16 protein-coding genes and 2 tRNA genes are annotated in these 25,821 nt (G+C 43.2%); 8 read left to right on the top strand and 10 right to left on the bottom strand.

What is annotated here, in order from left to right; all coding sequences use genetic code 11:
- Positions 1-167: 167 nt before the first annotated feature.
- Entirely contained in the window at positions 168-2,468 is a 2,301-nt protein-coding gene (locus B2Z67_RS10660; RefSeq protein ID WP_291529811.1) for an ABC transporter permease, read from the top strand.
- Between the two features lie 166 nt (positions 2,469-2,634).
- Here B2Z67_RS10660 and B2Z67_RS10655 read toward each other — a convergent pair whose 3' ends face one another.
- The gene (locus tag B2Z67_RS10655) at positions 2,635-3,990 is read right to left on the bottom strand and encodes an MATE family efflux transporter (protein WP_291529810.1); all 1,356 of its coding nucleotides are present in this window, start codon (positions 3,988-3,990) and stop codon (positions 2,635-2,637) included.
- Positions 3,991-4,965: 975 nt separating this feature from the next.
- On the opposite strand from B2Z67_RS10655, the gene B2Z67_RS10650 reads away from it, so the two are divergent.
- The 3 genes from B2Z67_RS10650 (at position 4,966) to B2Z67_RS10640 (ending at position 9,949) form a co-directional block, all read left to right on the top strand.
- Positions 4,966-7,287: a transglycosylase domain-containing protein gene (locus B2Z67_RS10650; RefSeq protein ID WP_291529809.1), complete on the top strand. Its 2,322-nt coding sequence runs from the start codon at positions 4,966-4,968 to the stop codon at positions 7,285-7,287.
- Positions 7,288-7,347: 60 nt separating this feature from the next.
- The gene (locus B2Z67_RS10645) at positions 7,348-8,637 is read left to right on the top strand and encodes a M16 family metallopeptidase (RefSeq protein ID WP_291529808.1); all 1,290 of its coding nucleotides are present in this window, start codon (positions 7,348-7,350) and stop codon (positions 8,635-8,637) included.
- Between the two features lie 148 nt (positions 8,638-8,785).
- Complete coding sequence (locus B2Z67_RS10640) at positions 8,786-9,949, top strand: phosphatidylinositol-4-phosphate 5-kinase (protein WP_291529807.1); 1,164 nt, start codon at positions 8,786-8,788, stop codon at positions 9,947-9,949.
- A 109-nt stretch (positions 9,950-10,058) separates the two neighbouring features.
- On the opposite strand, the gene B2Z67_RS10635 is transcribed toward B2Z67_RS10640, so the two are convergent.
- Complete coding sequence (locus B2Z67_RS10635) at positions 10,059-10,997, bottom strand: ribose-phosphate pyrophosphokinase (protein ID WP_291529806.1); 939 nt, start codon at positions 10,995-10,997, stop codon at positions 10,059-10,061.
- Positions 10,998-11,235: 238 nt separating this feature from the next.
- Here B2Z67_RS10635 and B2Z67_RS10630 point away from each other — a divergent pair, with 238 nt between their 5' ends.
- The 3 genes from B2Z67_RS10630 to B2Z67_RS10620 are packed head-to-tail and all read left to right on the top strand — an operon-like array spanning position 11,236 to position 17,772.
- Positions 11,236-15,582, top strand: coding sequence for a DUF5113 domain-containing protein (locus B2Z67_RS10630; protein WP_291529813.1), 4,347 nt, complete (start codon positions 11,236-11,238; stop codon positions 15,580-15,582).
- 8 nt (positions 15,583-15,590) lie between these two features.
- Complete coding sequence (locus B2Z67_RS10625; protein ID WP_291529805.1) at positions 15,591-16,319, top strand: DUF5932 domain-containing protein; 729 nt, start codon at positions 15,591-15,593, stop codon at positions 16,317-16,319.
- Positions 16,309-17,772 (top strand): AbgT family transporter, encoded by a 1,464-nt coding sequence (locus tag B2Z67_RS10620; protein WP_414630801.1) that lies wholly within the window; start codon positions 16,309-16,311, stop codon positions 17,770-17,772. The genes B2Z67_RS10625 and B2Z67_RS10620 overlap by 11 nt, the downstream gene beginning before the upstream one ends.
- A gap of 50 nt (positions 17,773-17,822) precedes the next feature.
- On the opposite strand, the gene B2Z67_RS10615 is transcribed toward B2Z67_RS10620, so the two are convergent.
- The 5 genes from B2Z67_RS10615 to B2Z67_RS10595 form a co-directional block, all read right to left on the bottom strand.
- Positions 17,823-17,896 (bottom strand) — tRNA-Arg (locus B2Z67_RS10615).
- A gap of 122 nt (positions 17,897-18,018) precedes the next feature.
- Positions 18,019-20,028, bottom strand: a complete 2,010-nt coding sequence (locus B2Z67_RS10610) for an alpha amylase C-terminal domain-containing protein (protein ID WP_291529804.1) — start codon at positions 20,026-20,028, stop codon at positions 18,019-18,021.
- 24 nt (positions 20,029-20,052) lie between these two features.
- Positions 20,053-20,499 carry a YhcH/YjgK/YiaL family protein gene (locus B2Z67_RS10605; protein WP_291529803.1) on the bottom strand — a complete coding sequence of 149 codons (447 nt, stop codon included), beginning with the start codon at positions 20,497-20,499 and terminating at the stop codon, positions 20,053-20,055.
- A gap of 20 nt (positions 20,500-20,519) precedes the next feature.
- Entirely contained in the window at positions 20,520-21,185 is a 666-nt protein-coding gene (locus B2Z67_RS10600; protein ID WP_291529802.1) for a DUF2461 domain-containing protein, read from the bottom strand.
- 499 nt (positions 21,186-21,684) lie between these two features.
- Positions 21,685-21,758: transfer RNA gene (locus B2Z67_RS10595), tRNA-Asp, on the bottom strand.
- 195 nt (positions 21,759-21,953) lie between these two features.
- Here B2Z67_RS10595 and B2Z67_RS10590 point away from each other — a divergent pair.
- Positions 21,954-23,270 (top strand): pyridoxal phosphate-dependent aminotransferase, encoded by a 1,317-nt coding sequence (locus tag B2Z67_RS10590; RefSeq protein WP_291529801.1) that lies wholly within the window; start codon positions 21,954-21,956, stop codon positions 23,268-23,270.
- Between the two features lie 111 nt (positions 23,271-23,381).
- Here B2Z67_RS10590 and B2Z67_RS10585 read toward each other — a convergent pair whose 3' ends face one another.
- The 3 genes from B2Z67_RS10585 to B2Z67_RS10575 are packed head-to-tail and all read right to left on the bottom strand — an operon-like array spanning position 23,382 to position 25,623.
- Entirely contained in the window at positions 23,382-23,957 is a 576-nt protein-coding gene (locus tag B2Z67_RS10585; RefSeq protein WP_291529800.1) for a GNAT family N-acetyltransferase, read from the bottom strand.
- Complete coding sequence (locus B2Z67_RS10580; RefSeq protein WP_291529799.1) at positions 23,954-25,168, bottom strand: glycosyltransferase family 2 protein; 1,215 nt, start codon at positions 25,166-25,168, stop codon at positions 23,954-23,956. The genes B2Z67_RS10585 and B2Z67_RS10580 overlap by 4 nt, the downstream gene beginning before the upstream one ends.
- On the bottom strand, positions 25,165-25,623 hold the full coding sequence (locus tag B2Z67_RS10575) for a hypothetical protein (RefSeq protein ID WP_291529798.1): 459 nt from the start codon (positions 25,621-25,623) through the stop codon (positions 25,165-25,167). Before B2Z67_RS10575 ends, B2Z67_RS10580 begins: the two co-directional genes overlap by 4 nt.
- Between the last annotated feature and the right edge of the window lie 198 nt (positions 25,624-25,821).

Genomic DNA, 25,821 nt, shown 5'->3' with positions numbered 1-25,821 from the left:
GAGATACTACTGCTAATCACTAACCACTAATCACTAATCACTAATCATTAACCACTAACCACTAACCACTACTTCACTCCTCGGCTAAATTCTCATCATAAGGGTATTTATACATATTAAGTATACAAAGTAAATATCATTATCATCAAAACCAACTTTCATTATTTATGAAGCAAATCTATTACTCCTTGCAAACCTTGCTTCGCGGACGAAGCTCGAACATCATCAAAGTCATCACCCTGGCGCTGGGACTGTTGATGTCCGTCTTCCTCTTCGCCCGCATCGCCTTCGAACTGAGCTTCGACACCGTCTACCACCAGCCCGAGAACCTCTATCTCATCAAGACCGGCTGGCTGGAGAAAGGCGTACTGAAAGGCGGCGAGTCTTCTTACACCATCCACTCCATCCCCGGCGCCATAGCCGAGGAGTTCCCGGACTGTGTGCAGAGCGCAACCACCACCTTCCCCTTCGGCGGCAGTAGCTACCGCCTGGGCGCAGTGAAATATAAGATCCCTACCGTAATGGCCGATACCCTCTACTTCGCCACCCTGGGACTGGACGTACTGGAAGGCGACCCCCGCGAACTATCAAACCCGGACGTTGTGTTCCTCTCCCGGTCCGCCGCCCGGCGTGTCTTCGGTAGCGAGTCGCCCTTGGGGAAGACACTGAACTACACCTGCTGGGGACAGGAAGTCACGGTACTCGTAAAGGGCATCTACGCCGACCTGCCCCTGAACGTGACGATGGACACCCGCCCCGAGTCTATTGTCTCTTTCGCCAGCATCGAACGCCATTCGTGGGCGCGCCTCGGTTGGAATAGCGGTGGGAACTACAGCGGGTACCTCCGTCTGCACAGCCCCGCGGATGCTACGTTCCTCAACGAACGCCTCACCGCCGCCATCGCCCGCCACATCCCGGCGGACAGCGGACTGGAACTGAACGTGCACATCACCCCCATACGAAGCCTCCACCTGGAGAACTCGCGAGTGAGGAAGATGGTCTGGATTATGGCACTGCTGGGCATCGTGCTGCTCTTCACCACGACACTGAATTATGTACTGATCTCCGTTGCTTCGCTCACGCAGCGCGCCAAGGCCATCGGCGTGCACAAGTGTAGCGGTGCGTCGGGGCGCAACATCCTGTCCATGTTCCTGGTGGAGACGGCGGTGGTGATAGTGTTGGCGTTGCTTGTGATAGCCCTGTTAGTCCACGTCTTCAGTGAGAAGATGGAGGAACTGGCGGCCGTTCCGCTGAGCGTGCTGTTTGCCTGGGAGAATCTGTGGGCGCCGCTCTCGGCAGTGGCGTTGCTGTTCCTGTTGGGCGGATGCTTGCCTGGCGTGCTGTTCTCGCGGATACCGGTGACGCAGGTCTTTCAGCGTTACACCTCCGGCAGGCGCGGGTGGAAACGGGTGCTGCTGTTTGTACAGTTCGGCGGAGCGGCGTTCATACTGGGTATGATGCTGGTGGTGCTCTTGCAGTACAACTACGCCACCGGGCGCGACCGTGGTTTCCGCCCCGAGCGTGTGGCGTACACCAGTCAGGGGCTGGAAAAACCCGAGAATCTGCGTAGTCTCCTTGCCGCACTGCCTTATGTGGAGGCTGTGGCTTCGTCGGATGCCACGATACTGGGGTTCTACTCTCCGCACGCGATAACGGACAATCAAGGCAACCGGCTCTTCTCGCCCCGCAGCACGGCGTTCGATTCGGATTACCAGGCGTTTATCGGTCTGAGGCTGGCGGCAGGACAAGGCTTGTCGGGCACCGGGCAGGTGCTCGTGAACCGTACCTTTGTAGAGAAGATGCAGTGGGAGGGCACCGGCGTGGGCGAGCGTGTGAACGACCTGGGTACTGTGGTCGGTGTGCTGGACACATTCAGCTTTCCGCTTCAACAGGACGACCGCGAGCCGGTGTTGGTGACCTGGGAGCCTGGCACGCTCCGGTTTGTGCACGTCCGGCTGAAGGAGCCTTTCGACGATAACTTGGCGCGGCTGAACGAGGACGTGCAGCGTGCGTATCCGCAGGACAAGTTGTTGTTCCACTCAATGGAGAGGGAGATGCGGGTGCTTTCGGAGTCCGTCCGTGTGTTTCGCGACATAACGTTGCTGGCGTCCGTTACGATTCTGTTCATACTGCTGATGGGGCTTGTGGGGTATGTGAACGATGAAGTCCGCCTGCGCTCCAAGGAGATTGCCATCCGCAAGGTGAATGGGGCGGAGGTGAGCGGGATTCTGCGGTTGCTCTCGCGCGATGTGCTTTGGCTGGCGGTTCCGGCGGTGGCGCTTGGGGCGGTTGGTTCGTTCAAGGCGGGGGAGGTTTGGATTAGCCAGTTCCGCGACATGGTGCGACTGTCGGCTGTGTGGTACGTGGTGGTTTCCGTCTGCCTGCTGCTGTTCATCGTGGCGTGCGTGGTGGGCAGGGCGTGGAGGATTGCGAATGAGAATCCGGTGAAGAGTATTAAGAACGAGTGATTTTTTAGACGCGGATAACGCGAATGACGCAGATTTTAATGCTGCGCTATGTTGTTATTCCATCAGGAAGATAAAAAGAAATCCGTGTCATCCGCGTAATCCGCGTCTGAAAAATAGCTTGTATCGCGCAGCCATTCATAATTCATAAACTCTGCGCCTCTGTGTGCTAAGAGTAGGATTCGCCGTTCCTGCCTATCCGGCGGATGTAAATCAACAGCGTAGTGAGGGCGGTGATGAAAGCGAAGAAATCAGCTACGGGTATACTTGTCCAGATGCCCTCCAGCCCCATCATTCTGGGGAATAAGATAAGCCCCGGAAGCAGATACAGCAGTTGCCGCGTGAGCGAAAGGAAGATACTGAGCTTCGCCTTCCCGATGCTCTGGAAGAAGTTACCGATAACAATCTGTGCGCCTATCAGCGGGAACATCAGCACACAGATGCGTACTCCCCGCGCGGCGATGTCAATCAGCGCATCGTCGTTCGTAAAGATGGCGGAAACCGCGTGCGGAAACAGCTCGCAAATCAAGAAACCGCTGCTCGTGATGCAGACGCCCGTCACGATGCCCAACCTCAACGTCTGCTTCACCCGGTCGTGCTTCAGTGCACCGAAGTTGTAGCCCACGATGGGCTGCATACCCATCGTCAGCCCCAGTACAATCATCACGTACATCGTCAGCAGGCGGTTGATAATGCCGTAAGCCCCGATAGCCATATCGCCCCCGTAGCGTTGCAGCGTGTTATTGACGATAATCACGATGGCGCACGCACATACATTCATCAGGAACGGAGACATGCCGATGGAGAAGATGCTGCTTATGATGCGCTTCTTCAGTTGCCAGAAGTCGGGACGGAAACGGATGAGACTGTCCTTGTTGAGGAAATGCTTCACTACCCACACCATACCGATGAACTGCGAAATAACCGTTGCCGTAGCCGCCCCGCGTATCCCCCAATCGAAGTGGAAGATAAAGATAGGAGCGAGGATGATGTTGCAAACCACCGTAACCATTGACGTCAGCATCGCCTTCTTCGGGTAGCCGGTGGCGCGCATCACGTTGTTCAGTCCAATCATTGTATAAGTAATAGGTGTACCTGCCAGAATAATCTGCATGAAGTCCCGCGCATAAGGCAGTGTATCGTGGCTGGCGCCGAAGAACCTCAGTATATCGTCCAGAAACAGAAAAGCAGCCCCGCCGAATACGAACGCGTTAATCAGGCAAAGCATCAGTGTGTTCCCCAATACTTCGGTCGCCCCGTTCAGGTCTTTCTGTCCCAGGCGGATGGAAGAGATGGTAGAACCGCCTGCCGACACCAGCGTACAGAATGCTACCACAAGATTCATCAGCGGAAAGGTGATTGCCAGCCCGGCAATACCCATTGCCCCCACACCGTGACCGATGAAAATACTGTCGATAATGTTGTACAGCGAAGTAATCGTCATACCGATAATGGCGGGAATGGAGTACTGCAACAATAGTTTGCCAATACGTTCGGTGCCTAATACGTGCGGGTTATTATCCATAAAACAGTGTCATTTTTAATATACGATTAAAATGCAGAAAGCTTTATTTCGCAGCAAAGTTACTCATTTTAAGAACGGTGTCATAGTGATTCTATCAGATAAATTTCAGTATATGCCACAATCATCTGTCATAATAACACTTTGTATTTTCTATTGTTTTAGAATGCCGTATTTTCGTCCGAAGACAGGGACGGTTGGAAATATCGAAGTAAAAATCCGTATCTGCCTGACAGATAGTGCGATATCGAAATACGTACATCTCTAAAAAATTACGGAAGTCGCTTTAGAAGGAGTTTTTAAAGGCTTATTTTTATTGGATATGTGTGGCTTTTGTACGGGATATATGCGGTTCACGCACGGGATATATGCGGTTCACGCACGGGATATATGCGGTACGCGTACCACATATATATGGTTCGCGTACGGCATATTGCTGTTTGCGCTCCATCTATTTCGGTTCGTACAAGAAGCAAAGAATTATTGCATAAGTAATCATATTAGGCGCAATTTATACGAAATATCTGAATATATATTCAAAACCCCGCACTTATACTTCCTATTTTTCCTTTTTTTGCAGAAAGCTGTGTTAGGAAAACTGTGTTTTGGCTGTCTTTCTGTAAACTCATATTCGTTTGAGATTACATATTGCTAATTCAATATATTTTTTGCCATATACTTATTTTATAGAATACAGAGGCGCAGAGGCACAGAGTTTTCTGCGACAGAGTCACCCTTTCCATTGTTCTCTCGCATATTTTCTCCTTATTAAAAAGAAAAAACTCTGTGCCTCTGCTCCTCTGTGTTTTATTAATTCTTTTGAAAAAATAAACGTGTTCCAATATAATTCCGTACCTTTGCCATATTATTTTTGCACAATCAAGTATTCTGTTGCACGGAACGTGAAACTGAAATTTGATATTTTCAAGTTTCAACTTCTATCACACAGGGTCTGGGTGCGTAGACTAAGTAATAAACATGATAAAGAGCATCGTTAAATTCCTTTGGATATTCTTGGCCGTTGTCGTATTGGCTTGTGTCGCTGTTTTTTTCTCCATATCAAAAGGGTGGATAGGCTATATGCCCCCTATTGAAGATCTGGAAAACCCCAATTATAAGTATGCTACGCAAATCTTCTCGGAAGATGACGAGGTGCTGGGCACGTATTCTTTCAGTAAGGAAAATCGTGTCTATGTGGGATATAATGATTTGCCCGCCAATATTATCAATGCATTGATTGCTACGGAAGATGTGCGTTTTGCAAAACATTCGGGGATTGACGCTATTGCCTTAACGCGCGCCATTGTGAAGCGCGGCTTGTTGCTTCAAGAGAATGCAGGCGGTGGTAGTACCATCACGCAACAATTATCCAAGCAACTTTATTCGCCCGCTGCAGGCAATGTGATGGAACGTTTATTCCAGAAGCCGATTGAGTGGGTAATTGCTGTGAATCTGGAACGCTATTATACCAAAGAGGAAATCCTGACGATGTATCTCAATAAATTTGATTTCTTGAACAATGCGGTTGGAATTAAAACTGCGGCTAAGACCTATTTTGGTTGTGAACCTAAAAACCTGAAAATAGAAGAGGCCGCTACATTGGTAGGTATGTGCAAGAACCCGTCCTATTTTAATCCGGTACGATTCAACGAACGTTGCCGCGGACGCCGCAATGTAGTACTTGGGCAGATGCTGAAAGCCGGATATATCACGGCGGAAGAATGTGATTCTTTGCAGGCGTTGCCCCTTGTTCTGAAATATACCCGTGTTGACCATAATGAAGGCTTAGCAGCCTATTTCCGCGAATACCTGCGTGGCGTGATGAATGCCAAGAAGCCCGTACGTGGAGAATATCGTGGCTGGCAAATGCAGAAATATTATGAGGACTCTCTTGATTGGGAGAATAATCCATTGTTTGGATGGTGTGAAAAAAACACGAAGAAAGACGGTTCCAAGTACAACCTTTATACGGATGGTCTGAAAATATATACCACAATTGACTCGCACATGCAGCGATATGCCGAAGATGCGGTAGCAGAACATCTGAAAGAACTGCAAGGGTACTTCTTCAAGGAAAAGAAAGGACGTAAAAAAGCACCGTACAGCAACCGGATAACCCAGGAACAGGTAGATGAAATCCTTGCCCGTACAATGGCGCAGTCCGACCGTTACCGCATCATGAAAAAGGCGGGAGCATCAGATGCTGAAATAAAGAAAGCGTTCGATACTCCTGTAGAAATGACGGTATTCTCCTGGGAAGGCGAGAAAGATACTATCCTGACCCCTATGGATTCCATCCGTTACTACAAGCACTTCCTTCGTGCGGGTTTTATGTCGATGAATCCGCATAACGGGCATGTGAAAGCATACGTGGGAGGACCCAATTATCACTATTTCAAATATGATATGGCAATGGTAGGTCGCCGCCAGGTAGGTTCTACTGTTAAACCTTACCTCTATACGCTCGCTATGGAAAACGGTTATTCTCCATGTGATGAAGTGCGGCATGTGGAATACACTTTGATTGATGAAAACGGTGAACCGTGGACACCCCGTAATGCCAATACAAAACGATACGGGGAGATGGTAACCGTTAAGTGGGGATTGGCTAATTCTGATAACTGGGTTACAACATACTTGATGGGTAAACTTAATCCGTATTCACTGAAGCGGCTGATTGAGAGCTTTGGTGTGCGTAACCGTCAAATCGTTCCCTCTGTTTCTCTATGCCTCGGTCCTTGTGAGATATCGGTAGGAGAGATGACAAGCGCTTACACTGCATTCCCCAATAGAGGTATTCGTGTTGCCCCATTATTTGTAACCCGCATTGAAGATAATGCAGGGAATGTACTGGCTACTTTTTCTCCTGAAATGGAAGAAGTGATCAGTGTCTCCAGTGTGTATAAAATGCTGATTATGCTTCGTGCTGTAGTCAATGAAGGTACAGGTATGCGTGTCCGCCGTCATGGAGTAAAAGCCGACATGGGTGGTAAGACAGGAACAACCGACAATAATTCTGATGGTTGGTTTATGGGATTTACCCCTTCATTAGTATCCGGTTGCTGGGTAGGCGGTGAAGAACGTGATATTCACTTCGACACCATGCTGCATGGACAGGGAGCGGCTTTGGCATTACCTATCTGGGCTAAATATATGGTGAAAGTCTATGCCGACAAGAGCTTAGGATATGATGAAAACGAAAGGTTCAAGTTGCCGGAAGGATTTGACCCGTGCAGGGATAATGGCGAAGAAAGCACGGAACCTTCGTCTGATACCGGTCTGGACGATATCTTCAATTGATGATGGTATCAGTTACCATTATGTAAAATAGGAAAAGTATATGTGGAAACCATTGCGCCCATGTTAGACAGAAGCATACCACCCCTTATTTGTGAACCCAAACAACTGGAAGTACAATTACCTGAAAAACGGACGATGCCCAACGGCATACCTTTATATATACTCAATGCCGGAGATAATGAAGTGTTGCGTATCGACTTGTTGATGGAAAGTGGCAGATGGCAACAGAACCATCGTTTACAGGCTTTGTTTACCAACCGGATGTTACGTGAAGGCACTCGTCGTTACTCTGCCGCAGCCATTGCCGAAAAGCTGGATTATTATGGCGCTTGGCTGGAACTGTCCAGTGCATCCGAGTATGCTTATGTCACGCTCTACTCCTTAAATAAATATCTTCCCGAGACATTGGATGTTCTTGAATCTATAGTAAAAGAGCCTCTCTTTCCCGAAAAAGAACTGGAGGTGATTGTTAATAACAATATTCAGCAGTTCCTTGTTAATAGCTCGAAAGTAGATTTTTTAGCTCACCGTACTATGCTGAACGCTATTTACGGAAAGGAACATCCTTGCGGGCAATTGGTTGAAGAAGAAGATTACCACTTAATCACTCCTTCTATTCTACGGGAATTTTATGACCGGTATTATCATTCGGGAAATTGTAGCATCTATCTTTCAGGGAAAGTCAGTGCGGACTGTATTCGCCGGATTGAAGCTGTTTTTGGAAGCGAACCGTTTGGAAAAGGATTTCTGAAGCCGGAGAGGAATATGTACGTCCCCGTCACTTCCTCCGAAAAACGTTTTTTTGCCGAACGTGCCGATGCTTTGCAGAGCGCTGTCCGTTTGGGTATGCTTAGCGCCCACCGCCAACATCCTGATTATTTAAAAGTTCGCGTATTAGTTACCTTATTCGGTGGGTACTTTGGTAGCCGGCTGATGTCTAATATCCGTGAAGAGAAAGGATATACTTACGGGATATCCGCCGGCATTATGCCTTATCCCGACAGTAGCCTGTTTGTTATCAACACAGAAACAGCCAATGAATCAGTTGAACCTCTTATTAAAGAGGTGTATCATGAAATAGACCGGCTTCAAAATGACCTCGTTCCTGAAGAAGAACTAACTGTGGTGAAGAACTATATGTTGGGAGATATGTGCCGTAACTATGAATCGGCTTTCTCCTTGGCGGATGCCTGGATATTTATCCATACTTCCGGTCTTTCCAATACGTATGTGACAGATGTTCTGGAGGCAGTAAAGAGCATTACCTCTGTTGAAATACGTGAACTTTCCGCACAGTATTTGTGCAAAGAGAATTTAAAAGAAATCATATCGGGCAAAAAAATGTCATAAAAGCGGGAGATGTCTCTCTCCTTTTGCAGATTAATTGTATCTTTGTGGAAATCCTGTCAGAGATACGTAATAAGTTGTCATTAGTTTGCGTCTTTATGGTAGGTACGAATACATTATTCTTATTTTTAATTGTTAATACTCAAATTCAATGAAATATATATATACTACTGCACTTATTCTGGTATTCTTGTCCCAAACCGGAGCAATAGCCCAAGAAAAGCAACAAAGTTTCTTCAATAAAGTGAAAGGTGCATTCTCTTCCGAAATCAAAATAGGAACATATACAGATAAAAACGGTTCCGTATATACGGGTGAAATGAAAGGACGAACCCCCAACGGAAAAGGAAAAACCGTTTTTATAAATGGCGATGTCTACGAAGGTGAGTATGTAAAAGGAAAACGTGAAGGTTACGGCACATACAGTCTCTCCGACGGAGAAAAATATGAAGGACAATGGCTCCAGGATCAACAACATGGCAGAGGCATTTACTATTTTATGAATAATAACCGTTATGATGGCATGTGGTTTCAGGATTACCAGCATGGGGAGGGTACAATGTACTATTATACCGGTGATATTTATAGAGGTAACTGGGCTAATGATAAGCGTGAAGGGGACGGTACATATACTTGGAAAAACGGTTCCAAATATGACGGCACTTGGAAAAACGATAAGAAAGACGGAAAAGGAACATTTGTCTGGAATGATGGCAGTAAATATGAAGGCGATTGGAATAATGATATCCGTGAAGGAAAAGGTACTTTTGAATATGCGAATGGCGATAAGTATGTAGGCGACTGGAAGGATGACATGCAACATGGAAAAGGTATTTATTTCTTCCATACGGGTGATCGTTATGAAGGTTCATATATTGAAGGTGAACGTACGGGAGCCGGTATTTACTATTACGCCAACGGTAATAAGTACGTGGGGAATTTTAAAAACGGTATGCAGGACGGTAAGGGAATATTTACTTGGACCAGCGGTGCTGTCTATGATGGAGAATGGAAAGATAATCAACGCAATGGTTATGGAATCTATAAATGGAATGTTGGTGATTCGTACGAAGGTGAATGGAAAGATAACCAGTTCAATGGACAAGGGACTTTGATTATGACGGACGGAACAAAGTATAAAGGTGGTTTCGTAAATGGCATGGAAGAAGGTAACGGTGTGCAGGAAGATAAAGACGGAAACCGTTATGAAGGATTCTTTAAACAAGGTAAAAAAGACGGGCCTTTTGTAGAAACAGACAAGAATGGAAGAGTAATACGAAAAGGTACCTACAAAATGGGAAGACTGGAAAGCTAACTAAGGTTTAGTGATTCTATATATTTAGGCGCGGATTACGCGAATGATACGGAGATTATGAGTATAAGAAATCCGTGTATTCCGTGTAATCCGCGCCTAAAATATAAAATCAGATAATGTATTGCGAACTGATAGACTCGTTGTTTACTACTCTCTTGATTGTTTCGGCAAACATGGCAGCAATGCTGAGTTGTTTTACTTTAGCACATTTTTTAGAGTAGGGAATACTATCGGTAAATACCATTTCCGTCAATCCGGATTCTTGTACACGGAAAGAAGCAGGGTCGGACATTACACAATGACTGGCAATGGCGCGTACGGAGCTTGCTCCGGCTTCTAACATAATATTAGCAGCTTTTGTGATAGTACCGGCCGTGTCTACAATATCATCTACCAATACTACATTCTTGCCTGATACATCACCAATAATCTGCATGGCTGCAACTTCATTGGCTTTTTCACGTGATTTGTTACACAATACCAAAGGAACTCCAAGATATTTGGAGAATGTGCTGGCACGTTTGGAACCACCTACATCAGGCGTAGCAATTACCAGATCCTCTAAATTCAGAGACTCGATATAAGGGAGGAATACGGCTGAAGCATACAAGTGATCTACCGGAATGTTGAAGAAACCTTGGATTTGGTCAGCATGGAGATCCATCGTTATCAAACGATCTATGCCCGCTACTGAGAGCAAATCAGCTACCAGCTTTGCGCCGATAGAAACGCGGGGTTTGTCTTTTCTGTCCTGTCGCGCCCAACCAAAATAAGGGATAACTGCAACAACGCTTTTAGCGGACGCTCTTTTAGCAGCGTCAACCATCAGCAGAAGCTCCATTAAATTGTCGGAATTAGGAAAAGTTGATTGAACTAAGAATACATGTGCGCCACGAATCGACTCTTCATAAGAGACGGCGAACTCACCATCGGCAAAGTGGGTGATGTTCATCTTTCCCAGAGGACAACCAAGGCTTGAGCAGATTTTCTCTGCGAGGTATCTCGAATTAGTTCCTGAGAATACCAGTACGGGTGCTTTTTCGCTCATTTGTAATAGATGTTACCTATTTGTTTTAATTGCGTGCAAAGTTATGAATTTCCAACTACATTCTACAAGACTTATTGTAGAAAAAATATTTTTGTTTCCCGGATTTATTTGTAGCTTTGCTAACTATAATGAGGTTGGGGTAAATGTTTATATTCCTCAATGAACACTATATTAAGAACAGTTTGTGAAACAGTTTTTCTATATATTACCAATAGGCTTGCTGTGCTTCTGCATAGTGATGGCTTCTTGTGTGGGTACTGCTCCAACAAAAGAGATACGTCTTATTGATTCGCTCAATCAGGTAGCCTATTCCTATCGCTATAAAGATTTGGACTCTTCGTATTATGCCGCTGCACAAGCGTATTCAAGTGTCAATCTGTATCATCAGGGTAAAGCGGAAGCTTCCAATAACTTGGGTTTTTGTGCCTTTATACGTATGGATTTTGAAAGGGCGGAGAAGTATCATAAAGAGGTGTATAACCTGACTAAAAATGAACTGGAATTACTGATTGCTGATGTCGGATTGATGAAAATCTATCAGCGGACGGCTATGAATAAGGAGTTTTACGACTATCGGAACAGTGCTCTCCGCCGTATGAAGCGAGTTGACGAGGATAATAATCTTTTCGTAGATAAACATGAACGGTTACGATTGAATTATGCGCGTTCTGAATTTTATATTGTTTCTGCGGTCTATTATTATTATTTGCAACAACGTCCAGAGGCGATAGCTTCCATCAATGAAATTCATTTGCAGGAGGAATTGGCTGCGGACACTAATCAATTGTTATATTATCACTATATAAAAGGTTCCGCTGCATTGTGTGATGGAGAAACGGCAGATGAACGCCGTTTAAATGAATTTGATGAGTTATATATAACTTGGAGACTGGCATCACAAGATGGATATTTGTATTTTGAAGGTAACGGGGTACAAGGGCTTGCAAATTTAATGGCATCACCGGATAATTATGAATTCTTCCTGAACCGGCGCTCACATGCATTGAAACAGTTTGAGGTTCCGGTAGATTCTTTATTACCTATGCGTTTGGGGCAACTGGCTTTGAAAGAATTTCGCCAATATAATGATTTGTATCAAATAGCAGGTGCTTATGTTTCCATCGGTAAATATTTGAATGCACACGGCAGGTATGCCGAAGCGTTGGATACCCTGACCCTTGCATTAGAATGTGTTAACGATCACCATCGTCGCTTTTATGATAGTCGCGATAGTTTGGATTGGTTGAAAACATTCGAACGCCGGGATACGATATCTTCTGAAAAGACATGGATACAACACAAATTAAAGACTGTACCTGAATGGATTTCGCGTATCAGGGAACAACTGAGCGTTGCATACGCCGGATTAGAAATGAAAGAGTATTCCGATTATAACCGTAATATTTATCTGGATATTCTGGAAGATACACGACAGGATAAAGAACTGGAAAGCCGTTATCTGGCTTTGGAAAATGAAGCCCGGCAACTGAATATTCTGCTTTTCTTCGTTATTACAGGTTTTATTCTGGTTGTCTTGTTCTTCTGGTTTTTCAATAAACATTCTAAGGCACGTAACCGTAATCATTTGTACCGGCTGAAACTAATGTTGGATATTTGTCAGAAAATAACAGCTTCTATTCCTGCTGATGCACAGACGGAAGAAGAAATTATAGATACCATTTCCTCTGCGGTAAGTACGGATATTGAAGAACTTTTCAAAGTAGAAAATATCCGCATAGAGAACAAACAGTTGATTCTGCCTAAGCGACTCACAAAAGATGAAAAGGCGATGGTGCGCGTGATAACACCATATATTGTATGGGCGCTTGATAATGGTATGACATCTATTTCACTGGGTGATGAGCGGCGCAGGCTGGAAAAACAACGTTATGTGTACGAGCAGCATATAGCTGGAAACAAACGACAGAACTTGATAAAGAAAACCTGTCTGGCAATTGTGAACGGTATTCATCCATATATAGACCGCATCATTAATGAAGAACATAAACTAATAGGAAAAGGATTTATTTATGATGAAAGTATCAAGGCTGAGAAATATCAATATATTGACGAACTGGTAACCACTATCAATGAATATAATGATATCCTCGCATTATGGATTAAGATGAAACAGGGAAGTCTGAGTCTTAATATAGAAACATTTGAACTGAATGAGCTTTTTAATCTGATACGAAAAGGTAGCCGCGCTTTCGAAATGAAGCAGCAAAAGCTGGATGTAATTCCGACGGATGTTTATGTGAAAGCGGATAAGGCATTGACTTTATTCATGATAAATACGCTGGCGGAAAATGCCCGTAAATATACGTCAGGAGGAGGTGCTGTGAAGGTATATGCTTGTTCTACGGAGGAATATGTCGAAATTTCAGTAGAAGATAACGGACGTGGGCTTTCAGAAGAAGATGTAAAGCACATTGTGGGAGAAAAGCTGTATAATTCACAGGAAATAGGTATGCTCAGTGCCGCGGATAAAGAGGAATTGCAAAAAAGTAAAGGTAGTGGTTTCGGGCTGATGAACTGTAAAGGCATTATTGAAAAATACCGGAAAATGAATGAGGTATTTAAGGTATGTCTGTTTAATGTGGAGAGTACTTTAGGAAAAGGTAGCCGCTTTTATTTCCGCCTGCCGGTAGGGATACGCAAGACTTTTATGTTATTTTTATGCACATTCCTTCCATTCGGAATAGTAGCGTGCAATCAATCGGTGGAAAAGGCAGTGGAGCAACCGAACGATGTCTATGTACAAACTGTGCAGGACTCTTTGTCGCAGGCAGCGGAAAAAGAATATGAACTTTTATTGAACGAAGCATCTGATTATGCCAACGGTGCATATTATAGTAATATAGAAGGTCATTTTGAGCAGGCATTGGAATTTGCCGATTCTGCCATAGTTTGTCTGAATGAACATTATAAGAAATATGCCCATTCCCCGCACCGCTACATGACATTGACGGGAGAGGGAGAGCCTGCCGAATTATCCTGGTGGAATGATTTGTTCAACTCAGACTTCCATGTTATTCTGGATATCAGGAATGAGGCGGCAGTTGCCTTTTTAGCATTGAAACAATGGGATGCATATACTTATAACAATGCGGCATATACCACGTTGTTCAAGTTATTGGGTGAAGATCAATCGTTGGGAGAGTATTGTAGTCAGTTAGAGCGTTCTACTAATAATAAAATGGTGGGGGGTATTTTGTTTGTCGGTCTGATGTGTATGTTGCTATCGGGTTATTATATTTTGTATATACGTAAACGTCTCATGAACCGCTGGAACCTGGAACAGGTTCTGGAGATTAATAAACTGGTTTTTGCTGCTTCTTCAACTCAAGTTTCCGATACAAAGGAGATGTTACAACGTGAAGAAGATACATTAAAAGGTATTCCGCAGCTCATTGTTGAAAATGCTTTTGATGCGGTAAATGAATTGCTGACTATTGACAGATTAGGAATCTCTGTTTACAACGAAGCTACGCATCGACTGGAGTATGCATCCAATCCCATAGCCGAAAATATCTCTTCTCAAACAGAGGAAGATGATACTTTCATTGTGAATGAGAAATGGAAAGAAGCTGTACAGCGTTGTTTTGAGCAACAGATACAGTTGTCGGAAACCGGATTTGAAGCACTGCCTTTAATTGTGGACGTTGCAGGCGCTTCGCGCTGTATCGGCGTGTTGTATCTTGAACGCCAAGAAAACGTAGAACAGGAAGCAGCTCATTTATTATTAGAATTAATAGCACGGTATATAGCGATTGTAGTTTTTAATGCTGTGGTAAAATTGGCTACAAAATACCGGGATATTGAGGCTGCGCATGAAGAAGCGCATCGGGCATCGTGGGAGGATAGTCTATTACATATTCAGAATATGGTATTGGATAATTGTCTTTCTACTATCAAGCACGAAACTATTTATTATCCTAATAAGATAAAGCAACTGATAGGCAAACTTCGCTCTGGATTATTATCGGAAACGGAAGAAACAGAAACAGTGGCGGCTATCGGCGAGCTTATAGAGTATTATAAAGGTATATTTACCATACTCAGTTCGTGCGCATCCCGTCAATTAGAAGAAGTTACATTCCGGCGTGGGGTGATTGCCATACCGGAATTATTTGCCCTAACGGAAAAATACTTCCGTAAAGCAAGCAAAGGGAAAACGTTTGCCATATCTTTACATACGGATGGTATTGACGAGCAGATAGTAGGAGACTTTATCCTGTTACGCTTTCTTTTGGAAAATCTTATAAATGAAGCCTTATCGGTTTCTATGGATGGAATAATATATCTGCAAGCTGTTACGGATGAAGAATATATTCGTTTCTTTTTCACAGATACGCGGAGAGAGAAAGACTGTGAAGAATTGAATCAGCTTTTTTATCCGAATTTGGAGCGTATGACAGCAACCGCAGAAAAGGGTGATTTACGAGGAACGGAATATCTGGTATGCAAACAAATTATTCGCGACCATGATGAATTTGCAGGAAAGCGTGGTTGTCGTATCAATGCCGAGCCATCTGAGAAGGGGGGATTTACTGTTTACTTTACTATACCGAGAAAAAAATAATAGATAATATGAAAGACAAAAAATTCAAAGTAATCATTGTAGAAGATATCAAATTGGAATTGAAAGGAACAGAAGAAATATTCCGTCATGAAATTCCTAATGCAGAGGTTATCGGTACGGCTATGACCGAGAATGAATTCTGGACACTTATGGAAGTTGGAGTGCCGGACTTGGTACTGTTGGATTTAGGCTTGGGAGGTTCTACAACTATAGGAGTCGATATATGCCGCAATATCTTTAAACGTTATCCAGGGGTACATGTACTGATATTTACCGGAGAAATATTGAATGAAAAACTTTGGGTGGATGTTTTGAATGCAGGAGCAGATGGTATCATTCTTAAAACCGGAGAGTTGCTTACCAAAACGGATGTACAGGCTGTCATGGATGGAAAGAAACTTGTTTTCAATTATCCTATCTTGGAAAAAATAGTGGATCGTTTCAAACAATCTGTTATCAGTGACACAAAGCGCCAGGAAGCTGTTATTAGTTATGATATTGATGAATATGATGAACGTTTTCTGCGTCATTTGGCATTGGGTTATACAAAAGAAATGATTGCTAACCTGAAGGGAATGCCTTTCGGTGTAAAATCTCTGGAAAAACGCCAGAGTGATTTGATAAACCGCATGTTTCCGCAGGGTGAACGCATGGGGGTAAATGCGACTCGTTTGGCTGTACGTGCTTTAGAACTTCGTATTCTCGATATTGATAATCTGGAAGCGGATGATGAATAACAGAGTTATATGGCGTTTACCACATCCGGCAGCCATGTTTTTCTTGTTGACGCTGGTTGTTATCATTCTTTCGTGGATATTTGATATCTACGGCTTGAATGTACATCAGCCGCAAACGGGAGAAGAAATCCGGGTACAGAGTTTACTTAGTCCGGAAGGTATCCGATGGTTATTGCGGCATGTAGTTACCAATTTTACAGGTTTCGCTCCGTTAGGCTTAGTGATTGTAGCTATGTTCGGGATTGGAGTAGCTCAGCATTCCGGTTTTATTGATGCTTGTATCCGGATTGGTGCGAAGCGGCGTCATAATTCGCGGAGTATGGTGATACTGGTTATTTCTCTGGGATTACTTTCAAATATAGTGGGAGATGCGGGATACATTATTTTATTACCGATTGCCGCCACTTTGTTTCATTCAGTCGGGTTACATCCGGTTGCGGGCATTATTACTGCGTATGTTTCTGTTTCGTGTGGTTATAGTGCTAATGTTTTGTTGAGTACTTTAGACCCTATACTTGCTACCGGCACACAGGAAGCGGCTGATATGGCAAATGTATCTTTAGGCAACACAGGGCCATTGTGCAATTATTATTTCTTGTTCGTTTCCACTTTCTTGCTGGCATTCATTATTTATCAGATTACTCGTCGTAATTTGCTTCCGGCCTTAGGTGAATATGCTGGCAATATTCGTTTTATTGGTTATAAACAGCTTTCCCATAAAGAACGCCGTGCTATGATAAGCGCCATATCTATTGGGGTAATTTATGCAACTGTTATTTTTTTAGCTACATTTTCATCATGGGGTATTCTACGCAGTGTCAATGGCGGACTAATTCATTCTCCCTTTATAGAAGGCATTCTGTTTATACTTTCTTTGGGTATTGGGCTTATGGGAATGGTTTATGGCTTTGCTTCCGGTCGTTATCGTACGGATGGGGATGTTATTGAGGGACTGACCTATCCGATGAAATTGCTGGGCGTTTATTTTGTGATTGCTTTTTTTGCTGCCCAAATGTTTGCTTGCTTTGAGTATTCTCATCTGGATAAATGTATAGCCATTATGGGAGCAAATATGCTTTCATCCATTCGCCTTGGTAGTTTATGGATATTGATTCTATTTATTCTTTTCACAGCTATTGTGAATCTTATTATGGTTTCTGCCACGGCTAAATGGGCTTTCATGTCGTTTATTTTTGTCCCTGTCTTTGCAAATATGGGAATTTCTCCTGATATGATACAATGTGCTTATAGAATAGGAGATAGTGCAACGAATGCCATTGCCCCTTTTATGTTCTATATGCCTCTCATTCTTACTTATATGCAGCAATATGATAAGCGAGCGACGTATGGCTCACTCTTAAAATATACATGGAGGTATTCTTTATATATATTGCTGGCATGGACGTTCTTGTTCGTTTTGTGGTATGTGAGTGGATTGCCGTTAGGTTTATAGCCAACAAAAAAAGACAAGAAATCTTCTACAGACTGCTTGCCTTACCGTTGTGATTCCGAAGCGATTCGAACGCTTGACCCACGCCTTAGAAGGGCGTTGCTCTATCCAGCTGAGCTACGGAACCATCCTTAATTGCGGTGCAAAAGTACACTTTTTTGTGAAAGTGGCAAAGGTTTTATGAAATAAATTATTTTAAGAGCCTGAGGAAAACTTAAACAGGCTCTTAAATAAATGACTAAAGCAGTATTAATCAGTAAGTTTCAATACCACAGCCGTACGTGCCGGAATATAAAGTTTCAACCACTCTTTCTTTTCCTTTTTATATAATGGGTCAGCAATTGTAAAGTGTTTCACTGTATCGTCGGCAAATCCATTACCACCATATACTGTATTATCTGTATTTAATATAACTTCATAAGTTCCGGGAGTAACAAGGAAACCATAATCTGCAAATGACTGTTTGGGACTGAAGTTAAATACAAAAATATAATTTTTACGCATATATGCTAAAACCTGGTCGGCGTCGTTATGCCAAATTTCCTGAATAGGGATTGATTGGAATCCTTTCACACTTTTAATGATCCTCAACATGTCAGCGTCAAAATCTGCCATATAATGATAGGTGAGGGCTTTGTTGTCTACCAGGTTCCATTGACGACGAGCATATTTGCAAGACCATCCGTTACCTTCTCGCGGAAAATCAATCCATTCAGGGTGTCCGAACTCATTCCCCATAAAGTTAAGATATCCGCCATTAATAGTAGTGGCTGTCAATAGGCGTATCATTTTATGTAAGGCAATACCACGGTGTACAACGTAATTTTCGTCACCTTTCTGCATGTGCCAATACATATCAGCATCTATCAGGCGAAAGATAATTGTTTTATCACCAACTAATGCCTGGTCATGGCTTTCGGCATAAGATATCGTCTTTTCATCCTGACGGCGGTTGGTTACTTCCCAAAATATACTGGAAGGTTTCCAGTCTTCATCTATTTTCTCCTTGATAGTTTTAATCCAATAATCGGGAATATTCATTGCCATACGATAATCGAAGCCATAACCACCATCTTCAAATTTAGCAGCTAATCCCGGCATACCCGATACCTCTTCTGCAATAGTAAAAGCCTTGGGGTTGACTTCGTGAATGAGTTTATTGGCAAGTGTCAGGTAACAAATGGCATTGTCATCCTGATGTCCGTTGAAATAATCTCCATAATTGCAAAATGCTTCACCTAATCCATGACTGTAATAGAGCATGGAAGTTACACCATCAAAACGGAAACCATCAAATCCATACTCCACAAGCCAATATTTGCAGTTGGAAAGAAGGAAATGTATCACCTCGTTTTTTCCATAGTCGAAACAAAGTGAGTCCCAAGCCGGATGTTCATGACGGGCACCGGGATAGAAATACTGGTTGGGATCACCGGCAAAGTTACCCAGTCCCTCCATTTCATTTTTCACAGCATGAGAGTGAACAATGTCCATGATTACTGCAATTCCTAACCCATGTGCGGTATCAATCAGTTGTTTCAATTCGTCAGGAGTACCGAAACGTGATGAAGAAGCAAAAAAGCTGGATACATGATAACCGAAACTGCCATAATAGGGATGTTCCTGGATTGCCATGATCTGAATACAATTATAACCGGCTTTAGCTATACGCGGAAGTGTTTTTTCGCGGAACTCATTGTATGTGCCGACTTTTTCTTCCTGTTGCGCCATGCCAATGTGGCATTCGTAAATCAATAAAGGATCAGTGGAAGGTTTGAAAGTATGTTTCATTACCTTATATGGCTTTTCCGGACTCCAGACCTGGGCACTGAATATTTTGGTTTTATCATCCTGCACAACACGGGTAGCCCAAGCCGGAATACGCTCTCCGCGACCACCTTCCCAATATACAATGAGTTTATACAAATCACCATGCTTTATTGCATTTGCCGGAAATTGTATTTCCCAGTTACCATTGTCTTTACGTTCCAGGCTACACTTTTCATCTTCCTTCCAGTCGTTGAATGTACCAACTAAGAATATTTTCATGGCATTGGGCGCCCATTCACGGAAAATCCAGCCATCAACAGTGCGATGCAGGCCGAAATATAAATATCCCGAAGCGAAATCAGACAAGGTCTGTTTCCCTTTTTGGGTTAACTCAGCTTCTTTCTCCCGAACGAACTGATGACGACCGTTGATTGCGTCGGCATAGGATTCCAACCATGGGTCATTCTCAATCAAATTCAATGCTTTCATATAAGGATGAGGTTTTTAAATTTATTATGCTTTTACCTTTACAATAATTTTCTTTACGCCATCAGGAGTTATGCCAGGGGCATGTCCGTCTTGTGGAAAGAAAATAGCGAACATACCAGGCTTTAGGGTAATGTATGTTTCGGCTAATCCTTCGAAGAAAGTAATATCTTTTTCTGCGCTGTAAGGAGCATCGGCAGGAACACAATCTTTTCCTGCGGTGTATCCCATAATTTCCGCTCCGGAAAGAGGTATTTGAATATCAATGAATTCATTATGCGTTTCCAGTTTGGCTTGTTCTTTAGTTTTCGGGGTAGTTTGCGCCACGTTTACAACCAAGTCGTTACCTTTCAATTCTGTTTTGCCAATTTCCATTGCGTTTAAGTCGTGTGATTTTAAAAAATCAATAGCTTGGGTGAACAAAGGGTTCAACGATGCATACTTTTCTAAATTCTCTAATCGATCTACTACCATAGCTTTTATATTTTAGTTAGTTATTCAAAATCATCAATTGTATAGTTCAAAAAGTCGGCGAAAGGTTTCATCTGCTTAAATATCTCTTCCGTTCGATCCGGAAAATCGGGTTGCAGGAAGAAACTGTCCGGTTGATAACAACTACAAGCATAATCCTTGCACTTAAGATATTGGGCGTACTCAAAGTCTTTCGGAAACCCTTTCGGCACTGTCTTCAGGAAATTATCACCGATAACTGGAAAATACTGTTTAAAAGCCGGGGCTTCGACAATACCCAGGAACTCATCTATATTGTCATATACAGCTTGCCTTACCGCTTTCAGGATATTAGGTGGCAAACAATAACTACCGCCGGCCAAAAGACAGTTACCGGGTTCAATGTGAACATAGTAACCGCAGTGGTCTGATTTCTTACCACGGGCGTTTATGTATCCGCCTAAATGAGTTTTATACGGGGTTTTATCCAAAGAAAAACGAGTATCCCGATAGATGCGATAAGTACAGTCTTTGGCTTGTACATTTTGAATACTTTCGTCAAAAAGAGAGATGCGGGAAATAATAACCGACAACAGATTTTCAAACTCCTCGCGGGCTTTTTCATATAAGTCCTTATGGGTATTGAACCATTCACGGTTATTGTTTGCAGACACTTCTTTCAAAAATTGGAAGATAACAGGGATGTTCATATCTATGTTTTCTTTATTGTTATACAAATTTATGCATTATTTTTGTAACATGCTACAAAGAGAGGCAAAAAATAATCAGTGCAGGCAACTATGATTAAAATCAGGGCAACTGTATCAAGAGGTTTATTCCTGCCGGTATCGTTATGAACTGATTCTGTTTAGCCTGTCATTTAGTGCCTATTTATAATAAATCTATCTCTGCGATTGCATAAATCTTTTCGTTCGACGTATGTCGAATGATTATGCGATATCTGTCGAATAATTATTCGACAGCTGTCGAACACATATTCGACAAGCGTCAAATGATTAGATTTATGCAAAACAAACATTAGTTCTTAGTGAATAAAGAACTAAATCTTAGTGAATTGGCAATTAGTAATTAGCTTAAAACGGTATGGAATGAAACAAAACATTTGGTATGGTTGTACCCTTCTTGTTTTTGAATATGCCTTAATAAAAGAAGCCTTTCATATTCACTGAATATGAAAGGCTTCTTTTGCGGTGCGTACGGGACTCGAACCCGTGACCCCATGCGTGACAGGCATGTATTCTAACCAACTGAACTAACGCACCATAATTTCATTCTTTTATTGCATCTCTCCCGATTGCGGTTGCAAAGGTAGATATTTCTTTGAAATCTGCAATAGCCGGAAAGAAATATTTTTCATCTTTTTTAAATAAGACCTGATTATAAGATATTTATATTACCTTTGCGTGACAAAAAAATATCGTTCAACAAATCAAAATGCACTAAAAACGAGAATAATCATGAAAAATACTCCTATCGAACGTAGACTGATTGATGAAACTATCGAGAACTTTCAGATTGCTGATTTTGGGAAAGCTACTATCCGTGAAGTAAAAGCTATTGCTGCCAAAGCAGAGGCTGAATCCGGAGTGGAATTCATTAAAATGGAAATGGGTGTACCGGGACTTCCTGCTTCGGCTGCAGGTGTGAAAGCTGAAATAGAAGCGTTGCAGGATGGAATTGCCAGTCTTTATCCCGACATCAACGGATTGCCCGCATTGAAAGAAGAAGCATCACGATTCATTAAAGCTTTTATTAATGTAGACCTGGAACCGGAAGGCTGTGTGCCTGTTACAGGCTCCATGCAGGGTACTTTTGCCTCATTCCTGACCTGTAGCCAGTGTGATGAAAATAAGGATACGATTCTGTTTATTGATCCGGGATTCCCTGTACAGAAACAGCAGTTGGTTGTTATGGGAGCGAAGTTCGAAACTTTCGACGTATATGATTATCGCGGCGACAAACTGAAAGAGAAACTGGAAAGCTACCTGAAAAAGGGTCATATTTCCGCTATTGTATATTCCAATCCGAATAACCCGAGTTGGATATGCCTGAATGAAGAAGAACTGCGTATCATCGGAGAACTGGCTACGCAATATGATATTATCGTATTGGAAGACCTCGCCTACTTCGCTATGGATTTCCGCAAGGATCTGAGCAAACCGTTCCAGCCACCATATCAACCGTCAGTTGCACACTATACGGACAATTATGTGTTGCTCGTTTCAGGTTCCAAAGCATTCAGCTATGCAGGGCAACGTATCGGAGTAAGTTGTATCTCAAACAAACTGTACCATCGCTCCTACCCCGGTTTGAGCAAACGTTACGGAGGCGGTACATTCGGCACGGTATTCATCCATCGTGTACTGTATGCCCTTTCATCCGGAACAAGCCATTCGGCGCAATATGCTCTTGCCGCCATGCTGAAAGCTGCCAATGACGGACAATACAACTTCCTTGATGAAGTGAAAGTGTATGGTGAACGCGCCCGTAAATTAAAAGAGATTTTCCTGCGCCACGGTTTCCATCTGGTATATGATAATGATTTGGGTAATCCTGTTGCCGACGGTTTCTATTTTACAATCGGTTATCCGGGCATGACCGGCGGTGAACTTGCCAAAGAACTGATGTACTATGGCGTCAGCGCAATTTCATTGATAACGACAGGCAGTAATCAGGAAGGTTTGCGTGCTTGTACCTCCTTCATTCAGGAGCATCAATATGCACAATTAGAGGAGCGTATGGCAATCTTTGCGGAAAATCATCCGGTGATTTAATCCGTATTATTCATATTGTAGGAGTTATCACTTTTTAGGAAGCTGTATCAAAGCTGAAGCTTATTATCTTTCATCCGCAGATGGCGCAGATTACGCAGATTTATTTAAAACTTAATCTGTATTATCTGCGTCATCTGCGGATGAAAAATATCTTTTTGAAGTACGGATACGCTGCAATAAAGCAACATCCTTGTATTTGCCCTCAACGAATAACCATTCTTTTAAAAGTCCGCACTGAACAAAGCCGCAGGAAGTGAACAGGTACATGCTTGCTTCATTATCTGTGGCTATGTGGACAATCAACTGTTTCAGGAACAGGAAATCAAAAGCATATTCGCAAAGCAAAGTCAATGCATCCTTAGCATATCCTGCCCCGCGAAACTCTTTCCGGATAACAATACCTACCTCGCCACGCCCATGAATGGGTGCGAAGTCGGTTATATCAACAATGCCTATCGGCACGCCATCTTCAAGGCGCACAATCACCATACGCAACTGTTTATCGGCAAACACGTCGCATTGCGAACTTTCCATGTATTGCTTCATTACATAACGCGAATAGGGTACGGTGAAGTTACTGATATCCCACAATTGCGGATCATTTTCCATATTGCAGATTAACTCCAGATCCTCCGGTTCCATAGCGCGAAGGCGGATACGATCGTTGATGAAGTATGAATGTTTCATGACCAGAAATAACATTTTTCAGGAGTTACCAACACATGGCTCTCCGGATTGTAAATACCAAGACGCAATCCCATCTTCCGGTAACGGAAAAGCAGGCGAATAATTGTTGAAAAAGAAAAAGCGCGGCAATCATACACCACATGCGTGAAACCTTTCAATGATACGAAAGCGCTGCCATGTCCGTCAGTAGCAGAGGTTTCATTGGCTACCACAAAATGATGCTTACCGGTCAATCCGTTACGTTTCAAGAGAGTACGCAAACTATGTATGGTTGCTTCCTCACCCAGAATAAGGAAACGGGATGCAGGTTGTTCTTTCCATAAGGAACGCCTTACTTTTTTCCCGAGAAAGGTAAACGCACGTTTCAGGAACAGTACAAACAAACGAATATACATCTGCAAGCGGATTCCCAAGCGTACCAGAAACCGGCTGAAAATTCCATAACGTTCGCCATGTTTGCAAAAGAATATATCCATCGCTTCACAAAAGACGCGTACGTGCCGATAACTGTTCTTTGGTGCGCTTTCGCCTTTATAATGCAGTACCGGATACGGCAAATAGTAATTCTCAAACCCGGCTGCTTCTATCCGGCAAGACAAATCAATGTCTTCACCGTACATAAAAAAGTCTTCATCCGGCAAGCCGGACTTCTTCAATGCAGAGTGCCGCAACAGCATAAAAGCGCCCGCCAATACTTCTACCCGGTGTATAGCATCCATATCCAGGGAATTGCAGTAATACCCACCCAAGCCTTTAGAAGCGGGAAAGAGCTTTCCTAAACCGGATATTTTGCCCAAAGTAGCTGATAAAGTGGGATATCCGCGTTTTGATTCAGGTAGAAAGTTCCCGTCGCCGGTTATCATTTTCACTCCGGCGGCTCCGGCTTGGGGATATGCTTCCATGAAAATCAAGGTTTTCTCCAAAGTATATTCGGGCAATACCGTATCAGGATTTAGCAATAATATATACTCTCCCTTAGCTTGGCGGATGGCTTGGTTGTTAGCCTTAGAGAACCCGACATTCTCCTTATTATATATATAGGTGATATTGGGAAACCGGGCGGTTATATATTCTTCGGATCCGTCAACGGATGCATTATCCACTACGAATACTTCTGTGCGGATGTTGCCTATAGCCCGGTATAAGGAACAGAGACACTGTTCCAGATAATACTTCACGTTATAATTGACTATGACAACCGAGAGTTTCATACTTCCTCTTTTTTATTGATTTGCAACTCTTTGCGCATCCGTTCTTCACCGGGTAGGCAAAACAGCGATGCAACAAGGGCAATGCATGCACAAAGCGCACCCGTACTGCTCATCATGAGATAATAAACGGTGATCCCCGCCAATACGGGCAATGCCAAAAGTGCAATACGCACTTTGCTCCATATAGAATAAAGGCGTAAGGCTTGGGAAAAGCCGGCATAATCAATTTTCCGCGCCAACACCCATGCAAACAATTTCAGAGAAACAGGCACACAAATAGCAGTCAGCAGAATAGATAATGTTTCCGCAAAATAAGTGGCGCGTACGTTGTCGGCATACTGTCCTACCCAGTCGCCACCAATTTCACCTATCACAATTAATATCGCCGGCAATAGCCAGAAAACGACAAACAATACTTTCAGATGGAACGCTATGCGCTTTAGTTGTTCTTCCATTTTTTAATCTTAAATGTTTTAGTAGTAAGTAGTTAGTAGTTAGTAGGTAGTAGGTAGTAGGTAGTAGTTAGTAGGTGATAGTCTTGCTTATGTATTACGGAGTATTGACTTTAACTACTAAACCAACTTGTTGGCTGATAACTACTTTATTTCGGTTTCGCATGTTTTATGTTGTTAATCAGTAGTATCTCTATTCTC

The organism is Bacteroides sp. UBA939 (assembly GCF_002293435.1).
GTDB lineage: Bacteria > Bacteroidota > Bacteroidia > Bacteroidales > Bacteroidaceae > Bacteroides.
This window is presented reverse-complemented; position numbering and strand designations above follow the sequence as displayed.